The 14,629-nt window shown below is 41.8% G+C and carries 14 protein-coding genes; 10 read left to right on the top strand and 4 right to left on the bottom strand.

Annotation, left to right across the window (positions count from 1 at the left end; translation table 11 throughout):
• Positions 1-116: 116 nt before the first annotated feature.
• A complete protein-coding gene (locus PVK79_RS22875; RefSeq protein ID WP_145238009.1) occupies positions 117-821 on the bottom strand; it encodes a 2OG-Fe(II) oxygenase in 705 nt (234 codons plus the stop codon).
• 31 nt (positions 822-852) lie between these two features.
• Between PVK79_RS22875 and PVK79_RS22870 the strand changes: the two genes are divergently transcribed.
• On the top strand, positions 853-1,251 hold the full coding sequence (locus PVK79_RS22870; protein WP_145238012.1) for an acyl-CoA thioesterase: 399 nt from the start codon (positions 853-855) through the stop codon (positions 1,249-1,251).
• Between the two features lie 7 nt (positions 1,252-1,258).
• Here the strand turns inward: PVK79_RS22870 and glpD are convergent, their stop codons facing one another.
• The 3 genes from glpD to PVK79_RS22855 form a co-directional block, all read right to left on the bottom strand.
• Positions 1,259-2,752 (bottom strand): glycerol-3-phosphate dehydrogenase, encoded by a 1,494-nt coding sequence (gene glpD / locus PVK79_RS22865; protein ID WP_257324934.1) that lies wholly within the window; start codon positions 2,750-2,752, stop codon positions 1,259-1,261.
• 47 nt (positions 2,753-2,799) lie between these two features.
• Positions 2,800-4,302: a glycerol kinase GlpK gene (gene glpK, locus PVK79_RS22860; RefSeq protein WP_257324932.1), complete on the bottom strand. Its 1,503-nt coding sequence runs from the start codon at positions 4,300-4,302 to the stop codon at positions 2,800-2,802.
• Between the two features lie 175 nt (positions 4,303-4,477).
• The gene (locus PVK79_RS22855; RefSeq protein WP_145238021.1) at positions 4,478-4,723 is read right to left on the bottom strand and encodes an HP1242/YdcH family protein; all 246 of its coding nucleotides are present in this window, start codon (positions 4,721-4,723) and stop codon (positions 4,478-4,480) included.
• A gap of 268 nt (positions 4,724-4,991) precedes the next feature.
• Between PVK79_RS22855 and PVK79_RS22850 the strand changes: the two genes are divergently transcribed.
• The 9 genes from PVK79_RS22850 to PVK79_RS22810 all read left to right on the top strand — a co-directional run bounded on the left by PVK79_RS22850 (position 4,992) and on the right by PVK79_RS22810 (position 14,564).
• A complete protein-coding gene (locus PVK79_RS22850; RefSeq protein ID WP_257324930.1) occupies positions 4,992-5,573 on the top strand; it encodes an anthranilate synthase component II in 582 nt (193 codons plus the stop codon).
• Positions 5,574-5,630: 57 nt separating this feature from the next.
• Positions 5,631-6,791 (top strand): HDOD domain-containing protein, encoded by a 1,161-nt coding sequence (locus PVK79_RS22845; RefSeq protein WP_257324929.1) that lies wholly within the window; start codon positions 5,631-5,633, stop codon positions 6,789-6,791.
• A 382-nt stretch (positions 6,792-7,173) separates the two neighbouring features.
• The gene (locus tag PVK79_RS22840) at positions 7,174-8,379 is read left to right on the top strand and encodes an aspartate aminotransferase family protein (protein ID WP_149980483.1); all 1,206 of its coding nucleotides are present in this window, start codon (positions 7,174-7,176) and stop codon (positions 8,377-8,379) included.
• Positions 8,380-8,467: 88 nt separating this feature from the next.
• Positions 8,468-9,484, top strand: coding sequence for an arginine N-succinyltransferase (gene astA / locus PVK79_RS22835; protein ID WP_145238033.1), 1,017 nt, complete (start codon positions 8,468-8,470; stop codon positions 9,482-9,484).
• Between the two features lie 15 nt (positions 9,485-9,499).
• The gene (astD, locus tag PVK79_RS22830; protein WP_257324927.1) at positions 9,500-10,969 is read left to right on the top strand and encodes a succinylglutamate-semialdehyde dehydrogenase; all 1,470 of its coding nucleotides are present in this window, start codon (positions 9,500-9,502) and stop codon (positions 10,967-10,969) included.
• A gap of 140 nt (positions 10,970-11,109) precedes the next feature.
• The gene (locus tag PVK79_RS22825) at positions 11,110-11,457 is read left to right on the top strand and encodes a DUF3802 family protein (RefSeq protein ID WP_149980484.1); all 348 of its coding nucleotides are present in this window, start codon (positions 11,110-11,112) and stop codon (positions 11,455-11,457) included.
• Positions 11,458-11,538: 81 nt separating this feature from the next.
• Positions 11,539-11,952, top strand: a complete 414-nt coding sequence (locus tag PVK79_RS22820) for an OsmC family protein (protein ID WP_145238042.1) — start codon at positions 11,539-11,541, stop codon at positions 11,950-11,952.
• 88 nt (positions 11,953-12,040) lie between these two features.
• The gene (gene speD / locus PVK79_RS22815; RefSeq protein WP_145238045.1) at positions 12,041-12,853 is read left to right on the top strand and encodes an adenosylmethionine decarboxylase; all 813 of its coding nucleotides are present in this window, start codon (positions 12,041-12,043) and stop codon (positions 12,851-12,853) included.
• 220 nt (positions 12,854-13,073) lie between these two features.
• Complete coding sequence (locus PVK79_RS22810; protein WP_257324924.1) at positions 13,074-14,564, top strand: NAD(P)H-hydrate dehydratase; 1,491 nt, start codon at positions 13,074-13,076, stop codon at positions 14,562-14,564.
• The last annotated feature ends 65 nt before the right edge of the window (positions 14,565-14,629 follow it).

Here is a 14,629-nt window from a genome sequence, read left to right as displayed (position 1 = left end):
ATTGAGTAGATTTTTGGCTTACCGCTTACCGCTTACCGCTTACCGCTTACCGCTTACCGCTTACCGCTTACCGCTTACCGCTTACCGCTTACCGCTTACCGCTTACCGCTTACCGCTTAGGCCTGTGGCTGCCCGTATATTTGCTCTGCGCGGTTAAATAGCACCCACGACGTTAAAATATATTTATCATTCGATACTGGCTTATTACCGCGATGAGTATGAGTAAAGTAGCCTGGGGCAATCACCATAGTGCCTTTTTTCGGAGCTATCTTACGATTTTGATAATAAAACTCGGTTTCACCGCCTTCTTCAACATCGTTTAAATAAAACATAAATAACAATACTCGATGCAGTGCTTCGTTATGGTGTAACTGTGGGTACACTTCACTATGCCAATACGGGTAGCCGCCTTTGTTAACTTCGTATTTTTGCGCTTGGATATTACCGAGTCGAAAAATTTGCTGTACCAATAAAGGTAATTGCGGTTTACCTACCTCGTCAAAATTAGCTTGCGTTAAATCAACAGGTTGTCCTGTTTGGGGGTGGTACACTTTTAAACCAAACGCCCCAATCATTATAAAAATATGTTCTTCAATGTAGTTAAAAACATATTGTGCAGTAGTTTGTTGAATATGTTTTAATTGCTCAGCGTATTCAGGATGATTGTTTAAGTGTAAGTCGTGGCTATCTTTTTTATTAAGATCTATGCCGCCTGATGTCATCCCTTGTTTTATATGCGGGCTTTGCGAAAAGGTGGTGATAAAGTTATCGCAAAAGTCATTACTGAGCGCGTTGTCATACACGCGGATAAAGTCCGTCATGAGTTACCTGTTTAATTATTATTGGATTATTATGTTTACTGAAAAAGTGATGCCGCGCTTTAGCGAAACGGATGCACTCGGACACATCAACAATACCGTACTCCCTGTTTGGTTTGAAGCCGCACGTGCACCTATTTTTAAATTTTTTACCCCCGATTTAAATCCTCACGATTGGAAGCTTATTATTGCTAAAATTGAGGTGTCGTTTGTAGGTGAGTTGTTTTACTCGCATGAAGTAAGTATTAAAACATCGGTAGAGCATATTGGCAGCAGCTCATTTGTGCTTCGCCAAGAGGCATGGCAGCAAGATAAATGCTGCGCAATCGGTAAAACAGTGCTGGTACGTTACGATTTTGCCGCTAAAGCTAAGCAAGCTTTATCTCGTGTTGAAAAAGCAGCCTTAAATGAGCATTTTATTGCAGCTTCTTAATGTGTAGTTAGTAATTTAAGGTGCGCAAGTAGTTATCTAAAGCGGTGACTTGCGCTTTCCTAAAGCGTAGCCCGAGCTTTGTTCTGCGCCACAATATGTCATCGCTGGTTTTTGCCCACTCTTTGTTAATTAGGTAATCGACTTCTTGAGCGTATAGACCATGGCCAAAATGACAACCTAAGTCAGCCAATGCACTGCAATTACCTAGCAGTGCATTAGTTAGCGTGCCATAGGAGCGTACCAGCCGATTTAATAATAACTCAGGCAACCAATTATATTTTACTTGTAGTTGCGTTATTAACGTCGCTTTTTCACTAAAATCTCCGCCTGGTAACGGCGCGCTTTTTGTCCACGCTTCAGTCATATGAGGATAAAATAGCGCGAGTTTGTCCACAGCATTTTCTGCCAGTTTTCGATAAGTAGTTATTTTTCCGCCAAACACACTTAACAAAGCAGCCTGATTATCATCATTATTTAATATCAGCTTATAATCGCGGGTTACAGCTTGAGCATCTGCTGAGTGGTCATCGAGTAATGGCCGTACGCCACTGAATGTATGTACTATATCAGTCGCTTCAATCGGAGTTTTAAAGTAATGATTAGTAATATTGATTAAGTAACTAATTTCTTGTTTGCTAATTTTTACATCTTTAATATTGCCGGTATATTCTTCATCAGTAGTGCCAATGAGAGAATAGTCATCTTCAAAGGGAATGACAAAAACAATACGTTGATCTTCATTTTGGAGAATATAGGCACATGGCTCGTCATGAATACGTGGCACCACGATATGGCTGCCTTTGACTAAGCGAATATGCTGTGGTGATGGCTGAATAAATACATTATCAAACAATGAAGCAACCCAAGGGCCTGCGGCATTAACAATGCATTTGGCTTTGATTTGTAGTTGCTGCTGGGTCGTTTGTTGCGCTAGAGTTACATCCCAATGTTCAATATTGCGCTGTGCCTTTATACAACGAGTACGTGTTGCTATGGTTGCTCCGTGTTGTTCGGCGGCAAGGGCGTTTAAGATCACTAAACGCGCGTCATCTACCCAGCCATCAGCATATTCAAACCCTTGTGTAATTGATGCATTCAGCACACTGTCTTTTGTGAAAATAATCGACTTGGAAGCGGGTAGCGTGTCTCGTTTTCCTAGATGGTCGTAAATAAATAATCCTAGGCGGATCATCCATGGCGGCCGCAAATGTGACTGATGAGGAAGCCTAAACGAGAGCGGCCAAATAATATGCGGTGCTTTTTTTAATAACACTTCACGCTCTAGCAATGCTTCTTTTACTAACCTAAATTGATAGTGCTCTAAATAGCGCAGCCCGCCATGAATAAGCTTACTGCTGTTTGATGAGGTGGCTGAGGCTAAATCGTCTTGCTCACACAATAATACTTTCAAGCCTCTACCACTTGCATCTGCTGCAATACCAGCACCATTAATGCCACCGCCAATGACAAGTAAATCATATTCGTTATCGAGTAACTGCACGGGTGAACCTTAAAGTTAGTTGTTAATGCCAGATTATATTAACGCGATTAGCCGTCATTCTGCGGATTATTAGCAAGCGTCACTTGCGCAATACAATGTAGCCATTTTGCATATAAATCGTTACGCTCAAAGCTACTCATAGTTGGCTCAAAGCGGCGGTCACATCGCCACATAGTTGCTAGTTGCGCTGTTGATTCATAAACACCACTTTGCAGGCCTGCTAAATAGGCGACGCCAAGCGAGGTGGTTTCGGTTAAGGTGGGGCGCTCAACACTCGCACCTAAAATATTAGCTAAAAACTCCATAGCCCAATTATTATTAGCCATACCGCCGTCAACGCGCAAGATGTTGGGGCGCAAGCCATCCCCTTCCATCGCTTTTTGTAAATCTTTAGTTTGATAACCCACTGATTGCAAAGCTGCAGCGACAATCGTACTAATACCTGAATCTCGAGTAAGCCCTAAAATAGCACCTCGGGCATTGGCATCCCAATAGGGAGCGCCTAAACCTGTAAAAGAGGGCACTAAAAATACCCCATGATCTAAGGGAACACCTTTGACGAGGGCTTCACTTTCTCCCGCGCTTTCTAATAATTTCAAGCCCTCTACAATCCACTGCATGGTGGCACCTGCCATAAAAATACTGCCTTCAATGGCATACGTAGGTTTGCCGTTAAGTCTATATGCGATGGTGGTTAATAAGCGATTGTTTGACTTTAGTGCTTTATCGCCGGTGTTAAGCATTAAAAAACAGCCTGTTCCGTAGGTGCTTTTTGCCATACCTTCTTCAAAACAAGCTTGGCCAATTAAAGCGGCTTGCTGATCACCCGCTATGCCGTTAATTGGAATTTCACCACCAAATAACTCGCTGCTAGTAACACCAAAGTCAGCCGCTGAGTCCATTACTTCAGGTAGCATCGAGGCTGGAATATCAAATAAGGCGAGTAAGTCTTCATCCCAGCATTGCTGGTGAATGTTAAACAGTAATGTGCGAGAGGCATTGGTTGCATCGGTTTTGTGTACTTTACCATCGGTTAATTGCCATAGTAAGTAGGTGTCTACCGTACCAAACGCCAGCTCACCTGCTTGTGCTTGCTCTTTAGCGCCAGTGACGTTATCTAAGATCCAACGAATTTTGGTGGCAGAAAAGTACGGATCGAGTAATAAGCCGGTTTTATCATTGACGATTTTACTGTGCCCAGCATCGCGCAAACTATCACAGTACTGGCTAGTGCGTCGGTCTTGCCACACAATCGCGTTGTAAATAGGTTGCCCGGTTTTTTTACTCCACACTAAGGTGGTTTCTCGTTGATTAGCAATGCCTATGGCAATAATGTCGGCAGCCGTTACCCGTTGCTGCGCCAATACGTTTTTAACGCTCGCGAATACGGTTTGCCAAATATCTACAGGATCGTGTTCAACCCAACCATTTTGCACAAAGTGCTGCGGGAAGGTTTGTTGGGCTGTGCCAAAAACCTCGGCATCTTTGGTGTATAAGATGGCGCGAGAGCTCGTCGTTCCTTGGTCAATCGAGAGTATGTATTTGCACATAAAATATAATGTTATTTAACTTAGATAAAGATAGCTTGTCTCTAAGCTAAACGAATAGCAATGCTTTTGCACCATAATGGATGTAATTTTAGGCAAATAGGATGAGTGAAAGGGAGTTAAGGCTCAGTGCTGGCGCTTAGTTTTAAATAAGCGCCAGATATATATAATATAATTATTAGTTGGCAGCATCAGCTAATTGCTGATGGAGCCAATCTTTTAATGCCATTCTATCGTGTTTTAATTGATGCATTGCTTCATCATCAATAGGGGCATCTTGTAACTCCAGGACACGGATTTCTTTATCAATTGCATTGTATTGCTTTGCCCTTGCCGCGAACTCTTCATTATCAGTGTTGAGCTTAGTGATAGTGCTTTGGTATTCAGGGAAATCTTTAGTTAATGAATGATCTTCGCCTAACATAGGTCGCTCCTTATTAAAGCGTGTTACATATTAATCTCGATAGATAAACACGCATGGGTTTTAGTCAAATTAAATGCTCTGAGGCGTTTTGCCAATACAATAGAGCTTGGGCTGATTTAAAATAAATCAACATCAAGCTCAGTATTATCGTTATTAAAGTAATTTCCCTTTGCCTGAATACAAAACACTGACACTCGTGCGGGCTTAAGTTAGAATATGAACGCAGGCAGTTGCCTGCAAACAATTTCTATTTTGAGTGCTTTATTACATGCTTTTAATGATCGATAACTACGACTCGTTTACCTACAATTTGGTACAGTATTTTCATCGTTTAGATCAAGAGGTGCTAGTAAAGCGCAATGATGAGATCTCGGTTAGTCAAATTGCCCAGTTAAACCCTAAGCATATCGTGATATCTCCCGGCCCATGTTCACCAAATGAAGCGGGTATATCTTTGGAGCTTGTTGAGCAATTAAAAGGTCAATTTCCAATTTTAGGTATTTGTTTAGGTCATCAAACAATAGCACAAGCACTAGGTGCGAACATTGTTAGGGCAAAGCAAGTGATGCATGGTAAAACCTCGCCAATTTATCATGCTAATCAAGGTGTATTTGCCGGCTTACAAAATCCATTAACAGTTTGCCGTTATCATTCGTTGGTTGTTGAACAAGATAGCATTCCTGATGAGTTGCAGATCACCGCTTGGACCGAAACTGAAAGTGGCCAGTTAGATGAAATAATGGGCTTAGTTCATAATAGCTTAGCGTTAGAGGGGGTACAATTTCACCCAGAGGCAATTTTAACGCAGCGAGGACTTGAATTACTTGCTAACTTTTTAACTCGGTTCTAGGCTTATGCTAACAAACGTAGTAGCTTCCCTTAATTTATTTATAAAAGATAACTATTAATGACAGATGAAATACGCCAACAAAGGACAGCTAAGGCATTAGAGCAACGAGCCCATGATTTGTTGCTTGGACATAGCTTTGCGCAACGTCAAATTGGCTATATTCATACTCTAGATATAAATTATGGTGAGGCGATGAAGCAGCGCACCTTACTTGAGGTTGAAGTTGCTGCGCAAAAAATACGTAAACTCTCCAGTACTTCGCATCATAAGTACCGCGCTCAAGCCAGCCAGCAGTTACATCAAGTTATTGATACCGCCATGAACAAGCAGTTAGCCGATATTGATACGGTACTACATGAAACCATTGGTATTGAAGATAATGTCCCCGCGATTTTAGACATACTTGCGGTAAAATCAGCATCGGTAGGGCGCCTTGAGCCATTAGTTAAAGATTTAACTTGGTTAGGACGTGAGTTAGTTGCTTTTGTGAATTTGCCTTATTATCGCGCGCAGCGCAATAAACATACTTCGGTAAAAGTTGATAATCCCTCTTTAGCTCTGCGTTATATTGGTTTAGACAACTTACAGTTTGTAGTGCCTACCTTTGCGGTACGTCATTGGATGCCACACAGCACCGAACCATTTCCATTATTAAAGCGTCGCCTACGCGATAACTCAATGGCTTGCGCGATTGCGGCGCAAGAGTTGGCTAAGCTCAATGGTATTAATGAAGTACATGCATTTACTTTGGGTATGTTACTCGATGTTGGCAAGATAGCTTTGATTCGACTCTATTTACGTACATTCGAACGAGTGTGGCAGCGCAAAGTAACCCTTGCCCGAGAAGACCAACATAAAGATCTTCACACCGCATTGTTAGAGTTAAAACCTGATCCGTTATTTTTAAGTACTTTACTTAATCAGCATGCGCTAAAAGTCACGGCGACGGTGATTGATAAAATGGCGTTTCGGTATTTACCTTTTAATGCTGTGTTATCGCAGTTGATTAATGGTGTGTCCAAAGGGGATTCACTATTGCCATTAGCGATGTTAATGCAAAAGGCATGTTGTTATAGTCAATGTGTTACTTTGAGCGAACATCAGCTGGTGGAAAGTGATGAAAAATCACTCTGGTTTGATTACGTTGGGTTATCAAAACAGGAACTAGAACAGCTTGAAAAAACCAATTTGCAGCACTTTCATATTAAAATTGACTAGTTTCATAAATTTTTTGTTAATTTTTTTACGACTATTCATTCATCATTAATATCTACTCTTACCCATATTTTATCTTGCAAAGCTCTGCCTGGTGGGTGGTGGGGCAGCGATGTAGAATAAACAACCCCATAATTCGTTATTCAGATAGTTATTCACTATCTCTGAAATTATATCTCAAAGCCTTTAATAACAAGGGCTACATGAAAGTTTTATAAGAGACAATAACGAAAAACTCTGAAATAATGATTATCTGAAAATTGAACTAGAGAGTATTTTTGGCGATGTGAGCTATGCTGATTTACGCCAAAGGAGATGGTACAACAGTCTATCATCAAGCCTATTTTTTAAACTTTCTGTAGGATCACAATTAAGAGGATATAAAATGACAGTCAATCGCGAATTATTTGATCAAGTAATGGTTCCTAACTACGCACCTTCAAGCGTTATTCCTGTTCGTGGCGAAGGCTCACGTGTATGGGATCAGCAAGGTCGTGAATATATCGATTTTGCCGGTGGTATCGCTGTTAACTGTCTAGGTCATTGTCATCCAGCATTGGTTAAAGCATTAAAAGAGCAAGGCGAAAAAATCTGGCACCTATCAAATGTAATGACTAATGAGCCAGCACTTCGTTTAGCTAAAAAATTGGTAGATGCTACATTTGCTGAAAAAGTATATTTCGCCAACTCAGGCGCAGAAGCAAATGAAGGCGCACTAAAATTAGCGCGTCGTGTTGCGCTTGAAAATTTTGGTGAGCAAAAATCGCAAATCATCGCTTTCAATAAAGGTTTCCATGGCCGTACATTCTTTACTGTAACCGTGGGCGGTCAAGCTGCTTACTCTGATGGTTTTGGTCCTAAGCCGGGAGATATCGTACATTGTGACTATAACGATTTAGCCGCATTTGAAGCACTAATCTCTGATAACACATGTGCGGTAATGATGGAGCCATTACAAGGTGAAGGCGGCATTATCTCTGCTACTGACGAGTTTGCTCAAGGTGTACGCCAGTTATGTACTAAACATAACGCATTACTTATTTTTGATGAAGTACAAACTGGTGTCGGTCGTACTGGCGATCTTTACGCATACCAAGGGTTAAATGTAGTACCTGATATTTTAACTACTGCAAAAGCACTTGGCGGCGGTTTTCCAATTGGTGCAATGATCACCACGACAGAGATTGCTAAGCACCTTAAAGTCGGTACTCATGGTTCTACTTATGGCGGCAATCCGTTGGCATGTGCTGTTGGTGAAGCAGCCTTTGATACTGTGAATACACCAGAAGTATTAGCTGGCGTAAAAGCAAAGTCAGCATTGTTTAATGAATTACTAACTGCAATTAACGATAAGTACAACGTTTTCTCGGAAATTCGTGGTCAAGGTTTATTAATTGGTGCTGTGGTTAATGAGCAGTTTAAAGGTCGTGCTAAAGAGTTTTTAGTAGCAGGAACCGCTGAGGGTGTGATGTCGTTAGTAGCGGGTGCCGATGTGGTGCGTTTTACTCCATCTTTAGTGATCCCTGAAGCGGATATCCGTGAAGGGATGGCACGCTTTGAAAAAGCCGTAGCCAACGTTGTGAACGGTTAATCAACACCTCTAATCATAATAAGGGCAAGTAGCAAGCTTGCCCTAATATTCTTAATTTACCGTTATTTATAAGGGAGCAAGCGGACTCATGATGATCCTTCGCCCAATCCAGCAATGTGATTACCCAGCTTTATTGAAAATTGCCCACGAATCAGGACATGGTTTTACCTCTTTACCTAATAACGAAGAGTTATTACAAAAGAAGATAGCTCATTCAATAAGCTCATTCGCAAAAAGTGCATCTCATCCGGGTGATGAAGGTTACTTGTTTGTTCTTGAAGATAGCGAAACAGGTGAAGTAGTCGGTACCTCAGCAATTGAAGCTGCGGTTGGTTTAGATGATGCGTTTTATCACTATCATTTAAGTAAAGCTATTCATTCATCTCGTACATTGAATGTTTATAAAGCGGTTGATATTTTAACCTTGTGTAATGATTACACTGGAGCAACTGAGCTTTGTACGCTGTTTTTAAAAGATGGTTACCGTAAAAATAATAACGGTAAGCTGCTTTCAAAAGCACGTTTTATGTTTATCAAGCAGCACCAAGAACGTTTTGCTGAAACCGTAATTGCAGAAATGCGCGGTGTTTCTAACGAACACGGCAGTAGTCCATTTTGGCAATGGTTAGAAGAACACTTTTTCTCGATGGATTTTCCAACAGCTGATTACTTAACCGGTATTGGCCAAAAAGTGTTTATTGCTGAACTAATGCCAAAGTACCCAATTTACGTCAACTTATTAAGTAAAGAGGCGCAAGCCGTGATCGGCAAGGTGCACAATAATACGCGCCCTGCGATTGAACTACTGAAAAAAGAAGGCTTCACCTTTAATGGCTACGTTGACATTTTTGATGCTGGCCCAACGGTAGAAGCAAAAGTAGATAATATTGCAACTATTCGTAATGCCAAAAACTTTACCGTAAAAATCGGTGAAAACAGCGGCGAGACGGCTATCATGCTAGCGAATGACAAACTCAATGATTTTAGAGCAACCGTTGCACAACTAAACCTTGATGAAACAAGCTCTGAGTTGACTTTGCCACAGGCAATGGCCGATGCACTGCACTTACAAGCTGGCGATATAGTTACCGCAACACGTATATAATTTAGGAGAAAGTACATGACTCATCCTGCACAATTTATTAATGGTCAATGGTCGCAAGGCCTAGGCGATGCATTTAATTCAGTAAACCCAGCCAATAACGAAATTATTTGGCAAGCAAACTCAGCCACCAGTGAGCAAGTAGACACCGCTGTTAACTCTGCGCGTGCAGCATTTTATAGCTGGGCTGATAAATCATTTGCAGAACGTTTAGCGATTGTAAAAACTTTTGCCGAAACCCTAAAAGAGCACAGCGAAGAGCTTGCTGTTGTAATAGCCCAAGAAACGGGTAAGCCGTTATGGGAAACTCGCACTGAAGCGGGTGCTATGGTCGGTAAAATAGCTATCTCTGAAAAAGCATTTTTAGAGCGCACTGGCGACGTAGAAAACCCAATGCCGCAAGGTCGTGCAATGATCCGCCATAAACCACATGGTGTAGTGGCGGTATTTGGCCCTTATAACTTCCCTGGTCATTTACCTAATGGCCATATTGTGCCTGCACTTTTGGCGGGCAATACCGTGGTGTTTAAACCATCGGAGCTAACTCCAGCTGTTGCTGAGCTAACGCTTAAGTTATGGGAAAAAGCAGGTTTACCAGCAGGGGTTATTAACCTAGTACAAGGCGAAGTAGCCACAGGTAAGGCTCTTGCTGCTCACAAAGGTATTGATGGCTTATTCTTTACCGGTTCATCACGCACAGGCCATATTCTGCATGAGCAGTTTGCCGGTCAACCAGGTAAAATCTTAGCATTAGAAATGGGTGGTAACAATCCACTGATTATTACTGATGTTGCTGATACTAAAGCCGTTATTCACGATATTATTCAATCAGCATTTATCTCAAGTGGCCAACGATGTACCTGTGCACGCAAGCTGTTTTTACCAGCAGGTGAGCAAGGCGATGCAATTTTAGCCGGTTTAATTACCGCGACTAAAGCCATCAAAGTGGGCAACTACGATGATGTAGAGCAACCGTTTATGGGCTCGATGATCTCATCAGCTGCGGCTTCTGGTATGGTAAAAGCACAGCAACAACTCGTTGAGCTTGGTGCTGAAGTATTGGTTGAGCTTAAGCATACTGAAAATACAGGTTTTGTAACGCCTGGTATTATTGAGTGCACAGATGTTGCTAACTTCCCAGATGAAGAGCACTTTGGTCCACTATTAAAAGTATTCCGCTTTACAGATTTTGATAGTGCGATTGATAAAGCCAACGATACCAGCTTTGGTTTGTCTGCGGGTTTACTCAGTGATAATACGGCAGATTACGACCATTTTTTACGTCGTATCCGTGCTGGTATTGTTAACTGGAACCGCCCAATCACCGGCGCCTCAAGTGCAGCTCCTTTTGGTGGTATTGGTGCGTCAGGTAATCATCGTGCAAGTGCTTACTATGCAGCTGATTATTGCGCATACCCAGTTGCCTCTGTTGAACTTGAAAAAGTAGCAATGCCAGCAACATTAAGCCCAGGCTTAAAAATCGATTAATCGATTTTGGTCAAATAGTAATAAATAACTAAAAAAGCAGCCAAGGCTGCTTTTTTTGTATTGGTTAATGCTCAAAGGTAGCAATTAAAAGCGCTTTCTGCTTAAATCAATACAGTCGTTTTAATTAGGTGTGGATAATTATGGTTTTAGATAGGCAAGGATATGATGACCTCATCATGTATCTTACTCAAAATTTAGCATTATTTGAGAAGTCCGGCGAAATAAAACCAGGCGCTCCTACTATTATGGAGCTAATAGAAGATGATATTGCTGAAAATGTTATGTTGTTATGCCAGCAACACACAGAGCTTTCTACTGAACAACGTAGTCAAATCGTGCGTGAAGTAGATGGCATTGTATACGACTTACAAGAAGTCCTCAGCAGCGTCACCAGTAATCAAGTGACAATAGAGCAACATGCATTTATCGATGAATTTGCCGCATTGGTAAAAAACCTCTTTGATAGCGCAGTTGTCGAAAGTGCCTGATCATTCCAATTATCGTTTTTAATTTGCAACTGCGTGTGACTTCCTTACAATCAAGGAAATAACTTCTTTGAGAGTAATAAAATGCAAGCGAATGTGAAATGGGTTGAAGGCGATACTTTTTTAGGGCGTTCTAATTCTGGTCACAATGTTGTGTTTGATGCTGGTAGCGATAGCGCCGCACCAAGCCCAATGGAAATGGTATTAATGTCAGTTGGCTGCTGTTCATCGGTTGATGTAGTCAGTATTCTAAAAAAAGCTAAACAACAGTTTTCAGATGTGCAAGTGCAATTGAGTGCTGAACGCGCAGAGTCCGCTCCGCGAGTATTCACTAAGATTAACTTACACTTTGTTGTGACTGGCGACAACGTTTCAGAAAAGCACCTTGCGCGTGCCGTTCAACTATCTGCAGAGAAGTATTGTTCAGTAGCATTAATGCTTGATAAAACAGTAGAAATTACCCACACACACGAAGTTATACAAGAACAGGGAAAATAACGCTTTTTCCTGAGGTGAAATTCGTATAAAATCCGCGAACTTTTCATTCTGCTCTGGCAGATTTCACTTGTTTATAGGTTGGTTTATCATGAACAAACCCTTCGATAAAATTAAACTTCATGGCTTTAATAACTTAACCAAAAGTTTAAGCTTTAGTATTTACGATATTTGCTATGCAAAGACTGAGCAACAACGTAAAGAATATATTGAATATATCGACGAACAGTACAGTGCTGATCGACTAACCGATATTTTAGGTGAAGTAGTAGACATTATCGGTGCGAATATTTTAAATGTTTCGCGTCAAGATTACGACCCTCAAGGTGCTAGTGTAACAATTCTGATCTCAGAAGAGCCAATTGAGCAGCAGCAAACTTATGAAGTTGATGAAGCACCAGGACCATTACCTGAAACAGTTGTTGCTCATTTAGATAAAAGCCACATCTGCGTTCATACCTATCCTGAAGCTCACCCTGATGATGGTATTTGTACTTTCCGTGCCGATATCGAAGTATCAACCTGTGGCATTATTTCGCCATTAAAAGCGTTAAACTTCCTAATTCATAGCTTAGAGTCAGATGTTGTAACAATTGACTACCGAGTGCGTGGTTTTACCCGTGACGTAGATGGTGTTAAGCACTATATCGATCACGCGATCAACTCAATTCAAAACTACATGACCGAAGATACCAAAGAAGCGTACCAAATGATGGACGTGAATGTGTATCAAGAAAACTTGTTCCACACTAAGATGATGCTAAAAGAAACAGACCTAAATACTTATTTATTTGGTGTTACTACGAGTGATTTATCTGAAGACGAAGAAGAAGCAATTCGTTCTAAATTAACACGTGAAATGCAAGAAATCTTTTACGGCCGTAACCTGCCGGAAGCAGAATAAACTCACTTAATTAGTAAGTTTTAAAAAACGGCGCGCAATGTAAATTGCGCGCCGTTTTTTATTAAAGTTGCTAAATGCAGCAACAAAAGCAAACGAAAAGACCATCCTTCCTAAGTATACCTCCTAAATTAGCCTGAAAATGTTGGTGACGACATTCCTTGACGCTAGCAGCTGTGGCTAATAGTCTAAGTAAACAGCCCGTCTTCTATTATGGATCAATATGCAGAATCAAGGCCTAGCACAGCAACTATTTTTGGCAAAGCAGGTGAGGGAGCACGAAGCAAAAGCAGCGACCTTGGCAGGCGTTAGCATGTTCACTTTGATGGAGCGCGCAGGGCATGTGGTATTCTCGCAGTGTATCGAGCATTTTCCGAATGCTCTGCGCTACTTTATTCTGGTCGGTTATGGTAATAATGCGGGCGATGGCTATATTGTGGCAAGCCTTGCCAAGCAAGCCGGTAAGGAAGTCATTGTACTTGCAGCCGATACCAGTAGATATCTCACCGGGGATGCGCTTACAGCTCAGCAACGTTGGCAAGCATTGGGGGGCGAAGTTGAAAGTTACACGCAAGGTCGGCTCAATAATGCCGATATTATTATTGATGGTTTGTTAGGTACCGGAATTAATAGTCAAGTTCGTCGGCCATTTTTAACGATGATTGAAGATGCCAACGCGCAACCTAGCGCAATAGTGGCAATTGATTTACCTTCAGGCATAGACGCCGATACCGGGCAGCCACTTGGCATCGCTATCCAGGCTACTATTACCGTTACTTTTGTGGGGATTAAACAGGGCTTAGTAACCGGCGCTGGGCGAAGTGCTGCAGGAAAACTCGTTTTTAATGATCTAGGAATTGCAGAACCATTTGCCAAGTTAGTGGATGCTAGCGCAACACTTATCAATATTGCTAGTTTTAAGCCACTTGCTGCACGAAGTCGCAATAGCCATAAAGGGAACCACGGCAAGTTGTTATGCGTCGGTGGGAATCAAGGTACTAGCGGGGCCATTCGTTTATCAAGTGAAGCAGCGCTTCGTACAGGCGCTGCAATGGTGCGTGTTTATACTCATCAAAGCAGTGTACAAGTCGTTAGTAGTGGTCGCCCTGAATTAATGGTCAGTTGCGACAGTTTATCCGCAGCCCTTGAATGGGCAAATTGTGTCATTATTGGCCCAGGTCTTGGTCAGGATAGTTGGGCGCAAACGACATTTGAGCAGGTTATACAATATTGCTTAGCAAATAATTTACCATTAGTTATTGATGCTGATGGCTTAAATTTGTTGGCTAAGCATGCTTTAGAGTATCGCCTTAAAAATTGCATAATAACCCCGCATGCTGGTGAAGCCTCACGGCTAATGAAAGTTTCAATTGCTGAGATTGAAGCAAATCGCTTTCAATCTGCTACGGATTTAGCTAAACGTTATACCAGTACCAGTGTGCTGAAAGGCGCGGGTAGCCTGATCGCCAACGGGCAGCAAACTTGGTTGTGCGAAAATGGTAATCCAGCGCTTGCCGTTGGTGGCAGTGGTGATGTGCTTACCGGCATCATAGGTGCGTTACTTGCTCAAGGTTTCGCTGTTGATCAAGCCGCATGTTACGGTGTGACATTGCACGCTAAAGCAGCCGATATTTTGGCAGAACGCGAAGGGGAGCGCGGTATGTTGCCAAGTGATTTATTTGCGATTGTCAGGCAGCTCATTAATGGTAAATAGCGGTTAAATATACTTTTTGGTCACTATTTTTAGGAACTCGTTTTGCTAAATACAGCACAGTCCCT

This window comes from Pseudoalteromonas rhizosphaerae (assembly GCF_028885455.1).
GTDB classification, from domain to species: domain Bacteria; phylum Pseudomonadota; class Gammaproteobacteria; order Enterobacterales; family Alteromonadaceae; genus Pseudoalteromonas; species Pseudoalteromonas rhizosphaerae.
The sequence above is the reverse complement of the archived record's forward strand: the minus strand, read 5'-3'. Positions and strand labels throughout refer to the sequence as shown.